Origin of the sequence: Eudoraea adriatica DSM 19308 (genome assembly GCF_000382125.1) — a bacterium.
Lineage (GTDB): Bacteria > Bacteroidota > Bacteroidia > Flavobacteriales > Flavobacteriaceae > Eudoraea > Eudoraea adriatica.
This window is the reverse complement of the sequence record NZ_KB907546.1, coordinates 406,867-426,585: the sequence shown is the minus strand read 5'-3', so window position 1 is coordinate 426,585 and position 19,719 is coordinate 406,867. Positions and strand designations below refer to the sequence as shown.

Sequence of the window (19,719 nt, the reverse complement as noted above, 5' to 3'; positions counted from 1 at the left end):
ATGAAAACCAAATTACTTTTGATGTTAGTAGTACTAGGCCTGGCATCAATTAGCTTTGCAGCATTAAAAATGGAGAAAAAACCAAATCAGACCAAAACGGAACTGCTTAATGCCAAGGACAGCGTTTTAAGACATGTGGTCCTTTTTAAGTTTAAGGAAGAAGCATCTGCTGAACAATTAAAATCTTTCGAAAAGGCTTTTGGTGATTTAGCGGAAAAAATACCTGAAATCCTGGATTTTGAATGGGGGTTGAACAATAGTCCGGAAGGACTGGATAAAGGTTTTACCCATTGCTTTTTTGTAAGTTTCAAAAGTGAAGAAGATCGTGCTATATATTTACCACATCCGGATCACCAGGCGTTTGTGAGTCTTATCGGGCCCTCTGTAGATGATGTATTGGTAGTTGATTACTGGACCAAATAGTTGGGACATTCTTTTTTAGGTTAAGGTAACCCTTTAGTATTTTATTGAAATTTACTGACACTTAGGATTGATTCAGAATGGCCTTATTTATCCTTTTTACCAAAGCGGGCCCTTCATAGACAAAACCTGTCCACAACTGTATTAAATCTGCACCTGCATCCAGTTTTTCCAGAGCATCCTCAGCAGAATGAATACCACCCACCCCAATTATTGGAAACGCCTTATTACTTTTTTCAGAAAGAAATCTAATAACCTCCGTACTTTTATTTGCAAGAGGTTTACCGCTTAATCCGCCTTTTTCTTCCGCGAGTACACTATCAGACATCAGATTGTCGCGGGCAATGGTTGTATTGGTGGCAATAATACCTGAAATCCCGGTTTCCTTAACAATTTCAATTATATCCAATAATTGATCATTCGTAAGATCAGGGGCGATTTTTAGAAGGATTGGTTTCTCACTAACGGCCATCTTTTGCGCCTTCCTATTATTCTCACGTTTTAAATCCGTCAAAAGGGCAGTAAGAGGCTCCTTATCCTGTAATTCCCGCAAGCCGGGAGTATTTGGAGAACTTACATTTACCACAAAATAGTCGACATAATCAAAAAGGGCTTCAAAACATATTAAATAATCTTTGGTCGCCAGATGATTTGGCGTGATTTTGTTCTTACCAATATTACCGCCTATAATGACATTGTGCTTTTTCTTTAAATTTTCAACAGCTTCAAAAACACCGAGATTATTGAAGCCCATCCTGTTTATAATTGCCTTATCTGCTTTTAATCTGAAAAGCCTTTTTTTTGGATTACCCGACTGGGGTTTTGGCGTAACAGTACCTATTTCAATAAAACCAAACCCAAAATTTGAGAGTTCATTATATAGCCTGGCATCCTTGTCAAAACCAGCTGCAAGACCAACCGGATTTTTAAATTTTATCCCGAATAACTCTCTTTCCAATCGTTTATCATTTACCTGATAAAGCGATCTGAAGACAGCTGCAAATCCAATTTTTGATGTTAATTTTATAAGTGTAAATGACAGGTGATGCACTTTTTCCGGGTCCAAAAGGAAAAGAAGTGGTCTGATAAGGAACTTGTACATTATCTGGAATAAGTTTGTTCAAAAATACAAACTTCAATCAGGTTAACATGCTCTAAAAAACTATTTCGTATTATCTCAAATGTTAAAATTACTCCGGTGAAGTTTCATCTTTGGAACTTAAACCGGTTAATGGTATTCGCACGGCCTCCTCGCATAAGGCAATGTACCTCTTGTACTGATTTTCATTAAATATACCCACTAATTTTTGATCGCATATTTTAGAATTAGTTATAATTTCTGTTCGCAAAACTTTAAACTTTTCAGCTAAGGTTTGTAATTCTTCTTCATTGCTCTGTGGATGATCATCTAAAAGATGATTTATTTGCTCCTCGATTTTTTCATTGGATTTTTTTAATTCCAGAATCCAGCCTTCCATTTGCACTAACTGCTCGGCACTAAGCTGAAACACTTTAATTATCGTTTCCGTATCCTTGCCGCCAATACCCAAAGTGCAGTCTGCGGTTTGGCCAAAACCTGTGAAGAAGACAAAAAAAATCAGTAAAGGAACACAGTAATTCAATTTCATAATTTTATTCCATTAGTGGGTTACAAAATAAACTTCTATATAAACTATATTTTTTAACAAAAATTATACTTCTTTCAATTTTATCAGAATTAATCAAAAAGCTACCAAAAATGGTCGCTTTTCAATAATATACTTTATTTCTTCAATTTAAGTTGAAGTTTACTCTTACAATTAATAATCTACCGCCAATACCGAATTGATTTGGTCTCCCAGACCAATTAAAAACGGCGTTGATTCAATTATATAAACCATCTGCACAAACAATCCATATGCTGTTTCAGGCTTTGAAGTAATATTGTAATTTTGATATAAACTTATTAGTATGCAAAAAATGATCGACCGTTTTATCAGCTATGTTACCATAGATACCCAGAGTGATCCCAATTCAGATAGTACGCCGAGTACGGAAAAACAATGGGTTCTTGCCAATAAACTTGTAGAAGAATTAAAACAAATTGGTCTCGAGGATGTTTCTATTGATGCGAACAGCTATATTATGGCAACCCTACCATCAAATATTGGCAAAGAGGTTCCTGTTATTGGCTTTATTTCGCATTTTGATACAAGTCCGGATTTTACGGGAACTAATGTAAACCCGCGTTTGATTTACAATTATGATGGAAAAGACATCCTCCTGAATAAAGAAAAAAACATTGTGCTTTCCCCTGATTATTTTGATGATTTACTTCTTTACAAAGGTCAAACCCTTATTGTAACAGATGGCACAACCCTACTTGGAGCAGATGACAAAGCCGGAATAACTGAAATCATGACGGCGATGGAGTACCTTATCCAGCACCCCGAAATTAAACATGGCCCTATCCGTATTGGTTTTACGCCGGATGAAGAGATAGGTCGGGGAGCTCATAAATTTGATGTCAAAAGATTTAATGCGGAATGGGCTTATACCATAGACGGAAGCCAGGTAGGAGAATTGGAGTATGAGAATTTTAATGCAGCCGAGGCAAAAGTTACGGCTACAGGAAAAAGTGTTCATCCCGGATACGCTAAGGGAAAAATGGTAAATGCGATTAGTCTTATCAACGAATTCATGAGTTTATTACCTGAAAAAGAAGTACCGGAACACACAGATGGCCGGGAAGGATTTTTTCATATAAACCACCTGAAGGGGGAAATAGAAAAAGCAGAACTGGAACTCATAATCAGGGATCATGATAAATCTTTATTCGAAAGCAGAAAAAAGATGCTAAAGAATATTGTGCATGATCTCAACGAACGGCATGGAGATTATTTATCTGTGGAGATAAAAGATCAGTATTTTAATATGAGACAGAAGATAGAACCTGTTTTTCATGTCGTTGATATTGCCAAAGAAGCCATGGAAAAACTGGGTATAGAACCAATTATAAAACCAATCCGGGGTGGTACCGATGGATCACAATTAAGTTATATGGGGCTCCCCTGTCCCAACATTTTTGCCGGCGGACATAATTTTCATGGAAAGTATGAATACGTACCGGTTGAAAGCATGCAAAAGGCTGTTGCTGTTATTGTGAAAATTTGCGAGCTTGTAGCCAGCAGATAATCAGAAGTATGGAACTAGAAGATAAAATAGATGCGTATTATTCCAAAAATCAAAAATTCAAAGAAGGAATAGGGCAATTAAGGCAAATAGTATTAAAAACAGAATTGGTTGAAACTCTTAAATGGGGCGCTCCGGTCTATACAATTGACAATAAAAATGTTTTGGGAATAATGGCTTTTAAAAGCCATTTCGGTATTTGGTTCTTCAACGGAGTTTTTCTCAGCGATCCCAAAGGCGTATTGAAAAATGCACAGGAAGGCAAAACAAAATCCATGAGACATTGGAAATTAAGGGCGCTAAGTGATATAGATGAAGCAGGAATTCTTAATTATATTGAGGAAGCCATAGAAAATGAAAAAAAAGGTTTAAAACTAAGGCCATCCGTCAGCAAAGAAGTCATTATTCCTAAATTATTAAAAGATGTTTTAGCAGAAGACAACAGACTGAATGAGCAATTCAACATGCTGGCGCCATATAAGCAAAGGGTTTATTGCGAGCATATTGCCGAAGCAAAACAACAAAAGACAAAGGAATCCAGACTTCAGAAAATCATTCCAATGATTTCTAAAGGGATAGGGTTGTATGATAAATACAAATAAATTTATCCCTTATTCCTTTAACTCTTTGGCTCAAATCTTGTGTAAAATCTATTTTAATTCTACCCTTAGTTCTTATTTTGGTAATTTCCAGCCATTGTTATAGGATGCCATCATAATTTCATTAGCCGTCTTATCCGTAAATCTTGCACTATTGGCATCCCAATAAACCCTGTTCCCGGATTTGTAGGCAACATTTCCCATATGTGATACCATCGCGGCGTCATAACCTACTTTAATAGGCGCATTGAGGTTGCCGGGATCCCTGCTTTTAACAGCTTCTATAAAGTTTTTAGTATGCAAATCCAATCCGCTTCCCTGGTTTTGTTGTAAGGGCAGTGCTTCCATTCGCGGAATGCCTTCCTTGCCCCACCCCTGAAATTCCTTTTCAGGGATTACTTCCCATCCGCCCCTATCCAGAACCAAAGTGCCATTATTCCCTATAAAAGCTATTCCGTGATTTCTTCCATAATTTCCTCCATCGATACCCGTGGCATGTTCCCAGAGAATGGAAAAATCATCATATTCAAAAACCGCTTGCAAGGAATCCGGCGTTTCTGAAGCATCATCGGGATATGCGAATTTTCCGCCAAGGGCCATTACAGATTTTGGTGTTCCTGCTTTCATTCCGTAAAGGGCATAATCAATTAAATGGACCCCCCAATCTGTCATAAGACCACCAGCATAATCCCAAAACCACCTGAAATTAAAATGAAACCTGTTAGCATTAAAAGGGCGCTTTGGTGCTGGTCCCAACCACATATCGTAATCTACTCCTGCCGGGATATTCTCGTCCGCAAGAATGGGAACCGGTTTCATCCATCCCTGATAGGCCCAGGCTTTTGCCAAACGTATTTCGCCAAGTTTGCCGGAATGCACAAAATTAATCGCATCCACAAAATGAGGCTGACTGCGCTGCCATTGCCCTATCTGCACTATACGATTACTTTTTTCAACAGTGTTTAGCATAATTTCACATTCCTGCATGGAATTAGCTATGGGCTTTTCACAATACACATCTTTTCCCGCAGCCAATGCATCGGTTAATTGAAGACAATGCCAGTGATCCGGGGTTCCTATAACCACAAAATCAATATCTTTATCGTTTAGTAACTCTCTGTAATCCTTATACCACTTAGGTTTATTAATACCTGCCTTATCAAGTTCAGAAGTTCGGCGGGCAAGTACATTTTCATCCACATCACACAGTGCAATTACATTAACTTCGCTAATTTTCAAAAGAGAAAGGAGGTTGCTGAAGCCCATACCGTTACATCCAATCAATCCTACATTAATCTGATCGTTAGCCCCTACTCTTTTTCGGATAGACGCAAGTAATTCAGCTGGAAACAGGAAAGAGGAACTTGATCCTAAAAGAAACAAAGAACTGTTTTTGATAAATTTTCTTCTGTTAGTGTTCATAGTAATGAATTATTGAAAAGCTGAATATACAGATTTTCAGCTAATTATCAGACCAAAAAAAACACCGGTGTGGACCGGTGCTTTATAATGCATACTCATTTAATTCTACTTTTCCTTGGGGGGTGCATTCAATTTGGAACTCATTTCCATAGAAATGGCGGATCTGTCAAATTTTAGTCTTCCGGCCATGGTCTCGATAATACAGGAAAAATCCTTATCATTTAAATCCACGACTTTTCCATGCAAGCCACTTTTAGTTACTATTTTATCCCCTTTCTTCAATGCTGCTGCAAACTTTTTTTCATCCTTTTGTCGCTTCATCTGTGGACGTATCATAAAAAAATATGCCACGGCAAAGATGAGTATCATTGGAAGAAATTGTCCTATATCACCCATAATTTTGTGCTGAGTTTTGTGCTACTTAATTAACAGGGCCCAGCGCTGCTGAAGGTCCACTGCCTTTTGGATTAACAAATGCTTTAATTCTTAAAATTTCCTGTCCTTTTTCCGTATTAGCCAATACGGTAATAGTCTTGGTAACCTGATTTTGACCAGAGCCATTAAACTTCACCATAAGTTCACCTTTTTCGCCAGGAGCAATAGGATCTTTAGGAGGGTTCGGCACTGTACAGCCGCAACTACTGGTTGCATTTGTAATAATTAAAGGCGCGTTACCTGTATTTGTAAAAGAGAAGATAGTCTCCTGAGGAGTACCCTGTGCAATTGTACCGAAATCATGTTCCGATTTATCAAATTTCATTACAGGCAGTTTTTTTGCCTGCAAATCTCTTTCTGCTGCCACTTCAACATTAGCAGTATTTACTTTGCTGGAGGCATTCTCCTTGCATGAGCCAAACAATAAGGCCGTGGTTAAACCGAGAGCAATAAATAGTCTTTTCATTATAATTTTAGTTTAATATTCGCATGCAAAATTAAGGAATATTTGTTTATAATAATCCTCTACCTGTTTTTTTCAATTTTCCGCTAATCCTGTATTCTTTTACTAATTTATCCAATATACCATTAATAAAGATGCTGCTCTTTGGTGTAGAATACTCTTTGGCGATTTCCAGATACTCATTTATGGTTACCCGCTCGGGTATGGATGCGAAACCCGTCAGTTCACAAATGGCCATCTTTAAAAGAATAGCATCTATATCTGCAATTCTATCTTTATCCCAGTTGGGTGTTTTTAATTGAATCTCTCCTTCAAATTTTTTATCATTTAGGAGTGTTTTTGTCAACAATTGATCTGCGAAGATCATATCATCCGCGTCCTTTAAAAGTTTAGGCAAAAAGTAGGAATGACTAAATTCCTTATTTACCTTCCTCAATTGCTTTAAAACAAAGGTATTCACAAGGGGTATGTCATCTACCCAGGTTAATTTATCATCCTCAAAATATTCGTATATCCTTTCATTGGGAGCAATAACCTCCTTAAAAAGGTTTGCGATAAAATTTTTATCTTCTTCATAGCTGCTTTCATTCTTAAGCATATATAGGTTGAATAGTTCGCTATTTTTTATTTCATTAAATACTATTTTTACATAGTCCTGGTGCAGATCCCAGTTATTCAATTTCCTTTTTACCAATTCATTTTGCAGCATTGAATTATTCACAATTTGACTAAGAACCGCATTGTTTAGGAACTTTCTTTTATCCGGATATTTTTCGTCATTTTCATTCAAATATTTTTTAGAAGATAATCTAATGAAATTTTCCTCCATTTTGTGAAGTTCTATTAAAAGACTTAAAACAAGGAGATAGAGAATATAAGTATTATCGATACTTACCCGGAGAAATTTTTTCTGTTTTTCTAAAGATTCATCGTGGGATAAAGTTAAGGCATAAATGCATTGCATCACTTTTACCCTGATTTGCCTTCGTGTAAGCATTTTAAAGAACCTTGTGTTAAATTAGAAATACGAAACGTCGCAAAAATACTAATCTATTTTAAATCCAAACCTAATTCTCAATTTATCTTATCAGTTTTATAACATTTGTTTTGTGGCCAATCCGCTATATTTGTCCATCTCTTAAAAACAATTTGCATTACCAGCCATTTTAATGAAAGAACTCAGGCACTTAGATAAATACTTCAAAAAATATTGGCTTAAATTATTCATAGGCATCATTATCACCATAATAGCCAGGATTTTTCAATTGGTGATGCCTTCCTATGTTAAAAAATCAATTGAGGTTGTTGAAAATTTCGTGGCTTCAGAAATTGCAGAGCCGCAGGCCAGGGATTTGCTTTTGGAATACATCCTGATCATTGTTGGTGCGGCCTTACTGTCAGGATTCTTTACTTTTTTAATGCGGCAAACCATAATAAATGTCTCAAGATATATTGAATTCGATTTAAAAAATGAAGTCTTTGATCATTACCAACTTTTAAGTCTGAATTTTTATAAAAAGAACCGTACCGGGGATCTTATGAACAGAATAAGTGAGGATGTTGGGCAGGTGAGGCTTTATACCGGCCCTGCAATTATGTATGGTATTCAGACACTTACCTTATTCGTTTGTCTTATACCCCTGATGTTTATCAAGGCTCCGACAATTGCATTTTATTCTTTATTACCCTTGCCAATTCTCTCTGTCCTAATCTATCAAATAAGTAAAATTATTCATAAACGAAGTACCAAAGTTCAGGAATATCTTTCTACCCTATCAACCTTTGCCCAGGAATCATTTTCGGGGGTATCCGTAATAAAAGCGTATAACCTGGAACCCCAGATAAATAATGAAGTTATCGCTCTTGCAAATGAAGGAAAAGAGAAAAGCATGGATTTGGCGAAAGTTAACGCCTGGTTTTTTCCATTGATGATCCTGTTAATTGGAATCAGTAATATTTTTGTAATCTATGTAGGAGGGAAACAATATATTAATGGGGAAATCTCATCTATTGGCACCATCGCCGAATTCATACTATATGTAAATATGCTGACATGGCCGGTAGCTGTTGTAGGATGGTTAACTTCTATTGTACAACGTGCGGAGGCTTCGCAAAAAAGGATAAATGAGTTTTTAAAAGAACAGCCAGCGATAAGTAATGAGGTAATTGAAGAAACCCCTATCAAGGGCTCCATTGAGTTTAAGGATGTTACATTTACATATGAAGACACAAATATTACCGCGCTTAAAAATATATCTTTCACTATTAAGGAAGGGGAAACGGTTGCAATAATAGGAAAAACGGGTTCAGGGAAATCTACTATTCTGGATCTTATTGCCAGATTGTATGACGTAACATCAGGGGAAATATTAATTGACAATGTCCCGATTCGGAGATTGAACTTGAATAGTCTTAGGGCAGCAATAGGTGCTGTTCCTCAAGACGCATTTCTGTTTTCTGACACTATTAAAAATAACATCAAATTTGGCAAGGAGGATGCTGCGGATAATGAAATTTTGGAAGTTGCCAGAAAAGCTGCAGTACATGAAAACATCATGGGCTTTTCTAAAAAGTATGAAACCATTCTTGGCGAAAGGGGAATTACCCTTAGTGGAGGTCAAAAACAGCGTATTTCAATTGCCAGAGCCTTACTAAAAGACCCCAGGGTATATTTATTCGATGATTGCCTTTCTGCCGTGGACACCGAGACTGAAGAAGAAATATTACACAACCTGAAACTTGCTTCACATTTGCGAACCACACTAATCGTAAGTCATCGTGTTTCTTCGGCTAAAAATGCAGATAAGATAATAGTGCTGGAAGACGGAAAGGTCCTCCAGGAAGGCACACACAATCAATTGATAGAAATAGACGGTTACTACAAGGAACTATATCTCAATCAACTTTCAGCGAAAGAAATCTAGTAAAATGTTGCTGGATAAGCTTTTTTTTTACATTTTTGAAGATATTTTAGGCATAGTAACTAACTAGATATAGGACAAATGAGTAGTAAAGATTTAATGGATCAGGAAGAAATTTTCTCAAAAGTTTTAAGAGCTGGGAGAAGGACTTATTTTTTTGATGTAAGAAGTACGAAGGCAGGGGATTATTATCTGACGATTACGGAGAGTAAAAAATTTACACATGATGATGGCTCCTTCCATTACAAGAAGCACAAAATATATCTCTACAAAGAAGATTTTCAATCCTTTAGGGAAATCATGGAAGAAATGATGGATTATATAATTGATGAAAAAGGACATGAAGTTATCTCGGAAAGACATCAAAAGGACTTTAAAAAGGTAGAGCCCAGTGAGAACGGAGAAATTTCTTCTACTGATAGTTTCACAGATTTGGATTTTGAGGATATCTGATTTAAAAATCACACAATCTTATAAACGATCTTTGTTTTCAAAGGTCGTTTTTTTTTATCCCCTAACACATTCAACTCAGCTCAAAATATAAGAATAACCACCTACACCCTCCTTTTTATCTTCTCCTATTTAGGTTTTGCACAACAATCAATGGATCTGGGTTATTATTTACGGAAAATACTAATTTCAGGGCCTTTTGGTGCGGTACAAATAAATTCTTGATGAACACAATTTACTTTGGAACAATATTATAGAAAGTTTAATTCCTAAATTCTCCGGGGCTCCATCCATGAGGCTGTCTGGCAGTTAATAATTAGAACAAAAAGGGTTTGTGAACTTATTTTTTATTTAAATATTAACTGCTAACTTTAATGCTGTTTAATAGAAATCCTTCATAAGATGGCAAGAACACCAAGCAACATGCTGCCCTTGGGCACAATTGCCCCTAATTTTAATTTACCGGATACCATAAGCGGCAAAAGTGTCAGTCTTCAGAAAATAAAAGGTAAAAAAGGAACACTGATCATGTTCATCTGCAATCATTGTCCGTTTGTTAAACATGTAAATTCTAAAATAACAGAACTGGCAGCTGCTTATCAGTCTCAGGGAATAGCCTTTATAGCAATTTCAAGTAATGACATAGTAAATTACCCTCAGGATTCCCCAGACCTGATGAAACAAACTGCATTGCAGGAAAAATACAGTTTTCCGTATTTATTTGATGAAACACAAGAGGTGGCGAGGGCATATGAGGCCGCTTGCACACCGGATTTTTATCTTTTTGATAGCAACCTAAAACTAGTTTACAGAGGACAATTAGACGACTCCAGACCAGGAAATGATATCCCTTTGACCGGATTGGATCTAAGAAATGCTATAGAGTCATTGGTAAACAATGAACCCATAAATCCGGTTCAAAAACCCAGCATAGGTTGCAACATAAAATGGAAATAAAAATAGAAGAGGTATCAAACAAAACCTGCCGGCTTTACTGCAAGCTGGGAACAAAGGCATACAAAGAGCACTATTTGCATTTATGGCAAAATAATGATCCGGCTCCGTACATTGAAAAAAGTTTTACCATAGATGTCGTTAAAGATGAATTGAAGGATAATTCAGTATCCCTTTGGCTGATTTATCATGAAAATACCGCAGTTGGCATTCTTAAACTGATAAAAGATGCCCCAATAGCATCTCATGCTTCGAAGGAAGTCGTCTTACTTGAAAAAATATATATCTTACATAAATTCTCCGGCAAAGGGATTGGAAGTTTTGCATTACGCTGGGTTGAAACATACTGTCTGAAAGCTAACAGGCAGCTAATATGGTTGGAAACAATGCAAAAAGGAGCAGCATTGAATTTCTATCTTAAAAACGGATATCATATAATTCGGGAAAAGAAATTGAAATTTGATCAGGTTTTAGAAAAACAAAAACCAATGTACATACTTTATAAAAAAGTAAAGCCCCAGAATTCTCAGGTAGTTTTCAATTGATTTTTTTGCCCCTGCATTATGAATTCCAGCCCTCTCTTATTGTAAGATTTTTGATATGAGCATAATGATGGTTTCCATGCCATACATATCGGCCTATATTTTCTTCAATTGATGTAGGCTCATTACTCTCGGGATGTATAAAAGTTAGTTTTAAATCTTCAGAATTAAGTCCTTTCAGCAAATACACCAATTTGGCATGAACTGCACTGAGATGATTTAGTGATAATTCTACCGGAGCAGTCCTGGCATCAAAAAGTTCTGCCCATTTCTTCTCAAGATAAGGTTTAATAATAGGAGTTTCTTCGGTTAATGCCCACTTAAAACGGATATAACTATTATGGTGACTATCTGCAACATGATGAATAAGTTGACGTACAGTCCAACCACCCGGCCTGTACCGGGTCTCCAGCTGAGTAGCGGACAGCTCCTTTACCAGCGCCTCCAATCTGGCTGGGAAATGTTCCAAAACACCAATCCATTCTGCAATTTGATCTTCCGAAATTGAAGAAGGCAGTTCAAACTTACCGATGGGGTAACGTAATTCTTCAAGTCTTATATTCTCCATATTGTCAAAAATAATGAATTCGATTTCCTGTAAGACATTAATCAAAGCCTTTTTGATCTAAGAAAAGTTCTTTGTTTACAAAATAAGAATATGAGTTTAAATGGTCACCAAATAGTTTTAGATAACTTCAATAGAAATGCCAAATATTTTGGCTAACAAAATTTTAAATTTAATAGGGCCTAAGCTTGGTCTTTTATCAAACCTTCCTTAATTTTACCGATATATAGCACAAACCAATATTCCCCCCTTTTATAGACAACTTCTGGAATTACTTTTTTAAGTAACTGATAAGTAGGGTTTATAGCCGCCAAGGTGTTATATAACTAAGAAAGTATCCCCGCAAAATAACCTAATTAATTGTTATGTCTGTTTTTTTTATAATCCTGTTCCTATTATTGGCTATCAATTTAATTCTTATTGTTTTTAGTGCCAATAAGGCCAAATAAAAAACTTCTTCCAAAATTATGAAAGAAGTTTTCTGTAATTACTATTATTCCGGGTCTCCCCTTCTTTTATTTTTATTGAACTAAGAACCTTATTTAACCCCCATTAATTCCACATCAAAAATCAGGGTGGCGTTTGGAGGGATTACACCGCCGGCACCCGCACTGCCGTAACCAAGTTCAGATGGAATTACAAAACGGGCCTTATCACCAACTTTTAATAGACTAATACCTTCATCCCAGCCCGGTATTACCTGTCCGATGCCTAATTGAAAGTCTATGGGTTGGTTACGTTGATAGGAAGAATCAAATATTTGTCCGTTAGTCAACGAACCTTCGTAATGAACAGATACAGTATTTCCCTTTTGGGCCTGATTACCGCTTCCCTTTTTTAGAATTTTATAACGAAGCCCCGTATTTGTTTTATCAAATCCGGCTGCCACTTTATCCAATTCTGCCTCAGCTTTATTTTTTTCTTCTTGTAATCTTAATTCACGGGAGCTTTCAAAAGTCGTAAACGCTTCAACCGCATTCCAGGATTCTGCATCGTTTCCTATTCTCAGAATCTCAAGATCGTTTATTAAATCTCCCTGATCAATTTCATCAACAACATTTTGTCCTTCAACAACTTTACCAAAAACAGTATGCTTGTTATCCAACCATGGTGTAGCAACATGCGTAATAAAGAACTGACTTCCATTGGTGCCAGGACCAGCATTTGCCATAGAGAGTACTCCGGGGCCCGAATGTTTAAGGTCAGGGTGAAACTCATCATCAAATTTATATCCTGGATCCCCTGTCCCGGTTCCTTGTGGACAACCACCCTGGATCATAAAATCCGGGATTACCCTGTGAAAGCTTAATCCATCATAATAGGGGGTGTTTTTTGGTTTGGCCGAATTTTCCATGGTTCCTTCTGCCAGTGCCACAAAATTACCTACCGTACCGGGGGTCTTATCGTGCGTTAATTTTACTGTTATTTCTCCTTTAGAAGTATTGAATTTGGCGTAAATTCCGTCTTGCATATCTCTTTTTTTTAATAAGCTGCAAAGGTAATAAATTTATACGGACAGGCTTTTATTTTATATTATCTATAGCCTTTGTTACAGTATTATTGAATAGCAGGAAGGTATTATTTATCTGCTCCTGTATTTTCAGAAGCTGTGCCATATTTGTCAATTAGATATACCAAACTGGCCATAGTAGCAGCACCAAGTTCCAGTTCGCGTTTATTAATATGTTCAAATGTATCAATCTCCGAATGATGATGGTCAAAATACCGCTGAGAGTCCGGCAGCAATCCGGCAAGAACTATCTGGTCATTTTTTAAAGGTTCAATATCGGCTCCACTTTCTCCTTGCTCAAACAAATGAATGTAATACGGTTCAAAAAGGGGTTTCCAAAGTAAAATTTTAGCAAAATCAGTTTCAGGACAGTCAAAAGAAAAACCTCTGGGTGTAAAGCCTCCTGAATCGCTTTCCAGAGCAAATACATGATTTTCTTTTTTATTTGTAGCAATCTCAGCATAAGTCTTTGCACCCTTCAATCCGTTCTCTTCATTCATAAAAAGCACCACACGGATTGTTCGTTGCGGAACATATCCAGTTAACTTCAGTAAACGAAGAACTTCCATACTTTGAACGCATCCGGCGCCATCATCATGTGAGCCATCACCAAGATCCCAGGAATCCAGGTGGCCTCCAACCAAAATTATTTCATCGGGATATACACTCCCTTTTATCTCTCCGATGACATTGTGCGATTTAACATCCTGAAGTTGCCTGCAGTTTTGTTTAAAATAAAATTTTATTTCAGGATTAAGTTTTAAGGTCGTGCTTAGTAATTCTGCCCCATTGGTACTAATTGCCGCAGCCGGTATTCTTTCATTTAAGGGTGTATCCCCATAGCTCATCCCTCCCGCATGAGGGTAATCGTCAAGCCGAAGGTTCATGGAACGCACAATAATCCCCACAGCGCCGTAATTTGATGCTTCTTTTGCTCCAGAAGACCTTTGATTGACAGAAGCGGAATAAGCTTCATGTGTATTAATATGCCGCGGATCCATGGGTTTGTTGTAAAAGACAATTTTACCTTCAATCTTATTGCGGCCCAGTTTCTCTAATTCCTCAATTCCATTTACTTCAATGACATTCGCTTTGATACCTGCTGAAGGCGTTGCAACAGATCCTCCCAATGCACAAATAGGTACATTATTCGTAATTCCAGGTTTACTTTCAATATAGGCAAATTCAGGTACTCCTCTGACCCATTTGGGAACAACTACGGGTTGCAACCACACGCGGTCCAGTCCAAGCGAATCCAATTTTTGTTTGGTATACTCCACGGCCTGTTCCGCCTGTACAGAACCTGTGAGCCGGCCTCCAATCTGATTGGACAAGTAATTTAACCAATTATAAGCCTTCCCTTGTGCAAGCGAAGCGTTATAAATTGCTTTTAACTGCTCTTTATCGTCTGTTTGCGACCATATTGGTCCAGCCAATAGTATAAGAAGTAAGCCTATATATTTCATTTTTCTTTTTCCAATTGGGATTTATAGAGTTCAATATTAACCTTTATTTTATCATCAAGTTCTGGTTCCTCAATATCTTTGTATTTTTTTAACGATTCCAGTAGAATAGTAGCAACTATCAACCTTGAAGCCCTCTTGTTATCTGCAGGAATAACAAACCATGGAGCATTTGGTTTAGATGTCTTATTGATAGCTTCCTCATAACATTGCTGATAATTATCCCAAAGATTACGTTCTTTTAAATCACCGGGGGAAAATTTCCAATTTTTTTCCTGCAAACGCAGTCTCCTCAATAGTCTCTGTCTTTGCTCCTCTTTAGAAATATTTAAAAAGAATTTAAAAATCAGGGTTCCATTTTCTGTAATATGACGCTCGAAGTTATTAATTTGTTCGTAACGTTTTTCCCAGAATAATTCATCAATATCCGCAACTGAATTTATATTTGGGATGTTCTCGTTTAAAATATATTCGGGGTGAACCTTGGTCACCAATACATTCTCATAATGCGTTCTGTTAAATACGCCAAACTTTCCTTTGGGTGGGAGTGCAATATAGTGTCTCCAGATATAATCATGGTCAAGTTCAAGTTCGGTAGGCACTTTAAAACTATGGACAACTACGCCTCTTACATTGCAGTCTTTAAACACTTCACGTATAAGGCTATCCTTGCCAGAGGTATCCATGCCCTGAAAGCAAATAAGCACGGCATATTTACCGTGCGCGTATAGCTTATTTTGAAAATCACCTAAATCCTCACGTAATTTTTCCAGTTTCTTTTTGAGTTCTTTATCCGTACTGTCAAGATTTTCTGAAGTATTCTGATTTGCTAATTTTAAATCAGACACAATCTTGTATTCGCCAATATCTATATTCTTCATATGCTGAATATATAATATTTTGTTGTCCTGCGAAAGGCTCTAATTTAAAAAAACCTTTTATCCTTAATAATGTACCATTCGCCCTTTAATCGGTAAAGACTTGGCAATTAAACGAATAAATAAGGTCACGGGAGAGTTGCTCTATATCTTTACCATGCCTAAATTTTACATAATCAATACTTTAAGCTATGAAGGTCTTACCAGCCATGCTATTATTCCTTATGCTATTCTCAATGTCTTCCTTTGATTTGAGTAAGGCTTGTGATTACGCAGGATCGAATATAGGATACATCAAATCCCAGACAGAACAGGCACTAGCCGCGGAAGACATAAATACTTCGCGCTACTTTGCATACAAGGCACTTAATGCTATTGAAAAATCCAGAGCACAAATAGAAGCCTGCGGATGTGACTACGCTAAAGAGAGCATTTATGAGGGACTGGATAATCTCAAGAAGGCTACCAGGGTTGCCTCATTAAACGGTGTGAAAATTCTCTTAACACGGGCATTGGATAATTCTATGGGAAGCCTTGAGGCAATCAGAGATCATGATGAACACGCAGGAAGTATGTATGCCAATGATATGTTGGCAATGAATACAAAAACGGCTGAAAAAGAAAAATTAAGCATGGTAATGCCTGTGGGAAAAGATTTAGAAAGAAAAATTGATCTCTCGCTAGTAAATTATCAAAATTCTCTTAACGAAGTAGTAAACAGCGTAGAATGCAAAGAGGCCTATGAATTTGCAAGTAAAATTTATGAACATTGTGAACAGGAACTTCTAAAACCACAACTTACAGAAGCAAAAAAGTATTACAATTTAAGAACCAAACAAATTACTGCAATCGCGCTGGACAAACTAAAGGATTGTAACAAATAACATAAAAAGAATTTCAGAGCTTTTGCCTGCAAAAGCCAAACCCATTATTTACTTGCAAAAAGGTTTACATCTTCTTCAGTAATTTCGTTACCACCAAGTATAATAAGGCGTTCCACAACATTTCTTAATTCGCGAATATTTCCTGTCCAATCATAACTTTTTAATAGATCCAGTGCTTTTTTGGTAAACTTTTTAGTTACCACACCTTGTTCGGAGGTGATTATGGAGGCAAAATGATCTATCAGGAGTGGAATATCTTCCCTTCGATCATTTAGTGAAGGTACATTTATGAGGATTACAGCTAACCGATGATACAGGTCTTCTCTAAATTTTCCATCGGCTATTTCCCGTTGAAGATCTTTGTTAGTTGCAGCAATTACACGAACATCAACTTTAATATCTTTATCCGTACCTACTCTTGAAATTTTACTTTCCTGCAATGCTCTAAGGACTTTAGCCTGAGCCGAAAGACTCATATCTCCTATTTCATCCAAAAAGATAGTACCCTTGTTGGCTGCTTCAAATTTACCTGCCCTATCTCTTACTGCAGATGTGAAAGCACCTTTTACGTGACCAAACAATTCACTTTCTATTAATTCCGAAGGTATTGCCGCACAATTTACTTCAATAAAAGGACCGTCACTGCGATCACTCTTTTCATGAAGCCAATGAGCCACAAGTTCCTTACCGGTGCCATTTGAACCCGTAATTAAAACCCTTGCGTCCGTTGGCGCTACCTTATCTATCATGTCCTTGATTGCAATTATTTCCTTACTTTGCCCGATCATTTTATAACCCTTACTTACCTTCTTCTTTAAGATCTTGTTTTCTTTGACAAGTTCTTTTTTATCGAGGGCATTCCTTACTGTTGTAAGAAGCCTGTTTAGATCGGGTGGCTTGGAGATGTAGTCAAATGCTCCTAACCTCATTGTATTTACGGCTGTATCCAAATCTCCATGTCCTGAAATCATTATAAAGGGTATTTCCGGCCTGATTTTTTTAGCATTCTGCAGGACTTCAACACCATCCATTTTTGGCATTTTTATATCACAAAGTGCCAGGTCATAGTCTGTTTTTTTTATCATCTCCAAACCCTGCGAACCATCCTCTGCTTCATCTACTTCATACGTTTCACTTTCTTCGGACAGAATTTTAACCAAAACCCTGCGGATGGCTGCTTCATCTTCAATAACCAGTATTTTTGACATGCTTTTAATTTTATATTAAAAAATTGAAATTTTAAATCCTGCTTTCCAGTATATGCCCCCGGCATTTTTTTCATTTAAGGTATAGACTTTTTCCCTCTCATCATTTCTAAGCAATCCCCGCTGGTTCAAAGTAACTCCCCCAATTCCATAAAAAGACATTCGTTTGCTTATATTATACTGGTAGCCTACAGCCATAATAATAGCTGAGAGTGAAATGGAGGATCCGAACTCACCATCCGGCAAAAGAATATCATTTTGGACATTTACAAAGTAACCATCCAAAAATAATGCCATTTGTAATGTATGTTTATCTCTGATGTGATATCTAAAATCTGTTCTGGGAATACCAAGAGAATATGACCACGACCTGTGAAACCGTTTGTGATAGTTAATAAGCGGCAGAGGAAAAGGAAGACCTGTCGTACTGTTATAGGTAAGTCCCAATAACAATCTAAATGGCTTATCAATATTCTTTTTCTCCTTCCACATAGTTGCAGTAAGGTTTAATAAGAAATCATCTCCCTGCAGGCCATTTACCAAATTAGAAGCGATTCTTGGAGTCACAATACCAACAAATCGCCAATCTTCATTAAATTTAAAGATATAACCAACATTAAAATCAATTACATAAAGTGTATTTAACTCACTGGAATCAAATGGATATTCTTTGGTGATTTCAAAATCTATATGACTAAACTCACCTCCGAGCACAAGATATTTATCAAAACCTACTTTAACCGGAACATTTAGCAGAATTCGGTAACGTGATGCGTTGGTACCCGAATCCCTCTTAGGAATAGAAGTATATTCAACCCTTAATATATCAGTACTTTGAGCAAAACAAATTTCGTTTACCAAAAGTATAAAAGCAAAAAGTAATACATACCTGATCATATCACCGAGAACGCTTCTCCCATAAAATCATTTTAATCAAGGAATTAATAATTACTTTTTAAATAAATGCACATCTCGTTGTGGAAACGGGATAGTGATATTGTTTTTGCGAAACTCCGCATCTATAACATATCGAATTTCACTTTTTACCTTTAACGCAAGAAAAGTTTCATTGATATAAAAATGCAGCGAAAATGAAAGACCAGATTCCCCAAAATCATCAAAAAGCACAAATGGCAACGGATCTTTCAAAACTCTAATATTGGAATTCAGGCTTGAAATCAATATTTCTGTAACCAAATCCACATTGCTGCCATAAGCCACCTGAACTCGTATTTCTTCTCTTGTAGTTTCATTATTTTGGGTATAGTTATAAACAATATCCTTCATAAATTTGTGATTTGGGATAATTATGACCCTGTCATCCCGGGTAATAGCCCTGGTAGTTCTCAATTTAATTTCAACTATCTTGCCCACCTTACCCTCAGTCTCTACAATATCTCCAACCTGAACGGATTTATCTGTTATAATGAAAATACCACCTATAATATCCTGGAACAGATCCTGAAGCGCAAGTCCAAGTCCAACAAATAACGCTGCTGATGCAGTAATAAGAAGTGTTATATCTACACCACCGGCTCTCAGAGTAAGGAGGATTACCAACAGATAAACAAAATACTTGATAAACTTAAAGATGCTAATAAACTTTAGCTTATCATCACCTTCCATTTTATTTGTATATAATCTCCTTATCGTTTTTAAAACAAAATCGGTTGCAATGAAAGCTATAATCAGAAGTATTAGCAGCCCAATGGTTATATGAATGGAATTCTCACCTTCTTCTCCCAGATGAAGTCCCCAATTTAAAAACTCATTAATGGAATCCCATACATCTTCCTTAAGGAACTTCTTTACGTTGTCTTCTTCTTGTGCCAGCATG

The 19,719-nt window shown here is 36.8% G+C and carries 21 protein-coding genes; 8 read left to right on the top strand and 13 right to left on the bottom strand.

Annotated features, from left to right (window positions below; all coding sequences use genetic code 11):
* Complete coding sequence (locus G504_RS0102140) at positions 1-423, top strand: Dabb family protein (protein WP_019668483.1); 423 nt, start codon at positions 1-3, stop codon at positions 421-423.
* Between the two features lie 61 nt (positions 424-484).
* Here G504_RS0102140 and G504_RS0102135 read toward each other — a convergent pair whose 3' ends face one another.
* On the bottom strand, positions 485-1,522 hold the full coding sequence (locus G504_RS0102135; protein ID WP_019668482.1) for a quinone-dependent dihydroorotate dehydrogenase: 1,038 nt from the start codon (positions 1,520-1,522) through the stop codon (positions 485-487).
* An 88-nt stretch (positions 1,523-1,610) separates the two neighbouring features.
* Positions 1,611-2,048: a hypothetical protein gene (locus G504_RS0102130; RefSeq protein WP_019668481.1), complete on the bottom strand. Its 438-nt coding sequence runs from the start codon at positions 2,046-2,048 to the stop codon at positions 1,611-1,613.
* 322 nt (positions 2,049-2,370) lie between these two features.
* Between G504_RS0102130 and pepT the strand changes: the two genes are divergently transcribed.
* Both pepT and G504_RS0102120 read left to right on the top strand, forming a co-directional pair.
* Positions 2,371-3,594: a peptidase T gene (pepT, locus tag G504_RS0102125; RefSeq protein WP_019668480.1), complete on the top strand. Its 1,224-nt coding sequence runs from the start codon at positions 2,371-2,373 to the stop codon at positions 3,592-3,594.
* An 8-nt stretch (positions 3,595-3,602) separates the two neighbouring features.
* Positions 3,603-4,193: a YdeI/OmpD-associated family protein gene (locus tag G504_RS0102120; RefSeq protein ID WP_019668479.1), complete on the top strand. Its 591-nt coding sequence runs from the start codon at positions 3,603-3,605 to the stop codon at positions 4,191-4,193.
* A 72-nt stretch (positions 4,194-4,265) separates the two neighbouring features.
* Here G504_RS0102120 and G504_RS0102115 read toward each other — a convergent pair whose 3' ends face one another.
* The 4 genes from G504_RS0102115 to G504_RS0102100 form a co-directional block, all read right to left on the bottom strand.
* Positions 4,266-5,612, bottom strand: coding sequence for a Gfo/Idh/MocA family protein (locus tag G504_RS0102115; protein ID WP_019668478.1), 1,347 nt, complete (start codon positions 5,610-5,612; stop codon positions 4,266-4,268).
* A gap of 105 nt (positions 5,613-5,717) precedes the next feature.
* Positions 5,718-6,008: a preprotein translocase subunit YajC gene (gene yajC, locus G504_RS0102110; RefSeq protein WP_019668477.1), complete on the bottom strand. Its 291-nt coding sequence runs from the start codon at positions 6,006-6,008 to the stop codon at positions 5,718-5,720.
* Between the two features lie 25 nt (positions 6,009-6,033).
* Entirely contained in the window at positions 6,034-6,513 is a 480-nt protein-coding gene (locus tag G504_RS0102105; RefSeq protein ID WP_019668476.1) for a DUF1573 domain-containing protein, read from the bottom strand.
* A 46-nt stretch (positions 6,514-6,559) separates the two neighbouring features.
* Complete coding sequence (locus G504_RS0102100) at positions 6,560-7,507, bottom strand: transcription antitermination protein NusB (RefSeq protein WP_019668475.1); 948 nt, start codon at positions 7,505-7,507, stop codon at positions 6,560-6,562.
* A gap of 172 nt (positions 7,508-7,679) precedes the next feature.
* On the opposite strand from G504_RS0102100, the gene G504_RS0102095 reads away from it, so the two are divergent.
* From G504_RS0102095 to G504_RS0102080, 4 genes are all read left to right on the top strand, one after another.
* Complete coding sequence (locus G504_RS0102095; protein ID WP_019668474.1) at positions 7,680-9,434, top strand: ABC transporter ATP-binding protein; 1,755 nt, start codon at positions 7,680-7,682, stop codon at positions 9,432-9,434.
* 78 nt (positions 9,435-9,512) lie between these two features.
* Positions 9,513-9,884, top strand: coding sequence for a PUR family DNA/RNA-binding protein (locus G504_RS0102090; protein ID WP_019668473.1), 372 nt, complete (start codon positions 9,513-9,515; stop codon positions 9,882-9,884).
* A 399-nt stretch (positions 9,885-10,283) separates the two neighbouring features.
* Positions 10,284-10,838 (top strand): thioredoxin family protein, encoded by a 555-nt coding sequence (locus G504_RS0102085; RefSeq protein WP_019668472.1) that lies wholly within the window; start codon positions 10,284-10,286, stop codon positions 10,836-10,838.
* Positions 10,829-11,380, top strand: coding sequence for a GNAT family N-acetyltransferase (locus G504_RS0102080; protein ID WP_019668471.1), 552 nt, complete (start codon positions 10,829-10,831; stop codon positions 11,378-11,380). The genes G504_RS0102085 and G504_RS0102080 overlap by 10 nt, the downstream gene beginning before the upstream one ends.
* Positions 11,381-11,396: 16 nt before the next feature.
* Here the strand turns inward: G504_RS0102080 and G504_RS0102075 are convergent, their stop codons facing one another.
* The 4 genes from G504_RS0102075 to G504_RS0102055 all read right to left on the bottom strand — a co-directional run bounded on the left by G504_RS0102075 (position 11,397) and on the right by G504_RS0102055 (position 15,796).
* The gene (locus tag G504_RS0102075) at positions 11,397-11,945 is read right to left on the bottom strand and encodes a YfiT family bacillithiol transferase (RefSeq protein WP_026348342.1); all 549 of its coding nucleotides are present in this window, start codon (positions 11,943-11,945) and stop codon (positions 11,397-11,399) included.
* Between the two features lie 535 nt (positions 11,946-12,480).
* On the bottom strand, positions 12,481-13,413 hold the full coding sequence (locus G504_RS0102065) for a peptidylprolyl isomerase (protein WP_019668468.1): 933 nt from the start codon (positions 13,411-13,413) through the stop codon (positions 12,481-12,483).
* 107 nt (positions 13,414-13,520) lie between these two features.
* A complete protein-coding gene (locus G504_RS0102060) occupies positions 13,521-14,918 on the bottom strand; it encodes a M28 family peptidase (protein ID WP_019668467.1) in 1,398 nt (465 codons plus the stop codon).
* Complete coding sequence (locus tag G504_RS0102055) at positions 14,915-15,796, bottom strand: PPK2 family polyphosphate kinase (RefSeq protein WP_019668466.1); 882 nt, start codon at positions 15,794-15,796, stop codon at positions 14,915-14,917. Before G504_RS0102055 ends, G504_RS0102060 begins: the two co-directional genes overlap by 4 nt.
* A gap of 188 nt (positions 15,797-15,984) precedes the next feature.
* Here G504_RS0102055 and G504_RS0102050 point away from each other — a divergent pair, with 188 nt between their 5' ends.
* The gene (locus G504_RS0102050) at positions 15,985-16,677 is read left to right on the top strand and encodes a hypothetical protein (RefSeq protein ID WP_019668465.1); all 693 of its coding nucleotides are present in this window, start codon (positions 15,985-15,987) and stop codon (positions 16,675-16,677) included.
* 44 nt (positions 16,678-16,721) lie between these two features.
* Here the strand turns inward: G504_RS0102050 and G504_RS0102045 are convergent, their stop codons facing one another.
* From G504_RS0102045 to G504_RS0102035, 3 genes are read right to left on the bottom strand one after another with little or no spacing between them, the layout of a single operon-like run.
* A complete protein-coding gene (locus tag G504_RS0102045) occupies positions 16,722-17,885 on the bottom strand; it encodes a sigma-54-dependent transcriptional regulator (RefSeq protein WP_019668464.1) in 1,164 nt (387 codons plus the stop codon).
* 15 nt (positions 17,886-17,900) lie between these two features.
* Positions 17,901-18,779 carry a DUF6268 family outer membrane beta-barrel protein gene (locus tag G504_RS0102040; protein WP_019668463.1) on the bottom strand — a complete coding sequence of 293 codons (879 nt, stop codon included), beginning with the start codon at positions 18,777-18,779 and terminating at the stop codon, positions 17,901-17,903.
* 51 nt (positions 18,780-18,830) lie between these two features.
* Positions 18,831-19,718, bottom strand: coding sequence for a mechanosensitive ion channel family protein (locus tag G504_RS0102035; RefSeq protein ID WP_157473002.1), 888 nt, complete (start codon positions 19,716-19,718; stop codon positions 18,831-18,833).
* Position 19,719 lies beyond the last annotated feature (1 nt).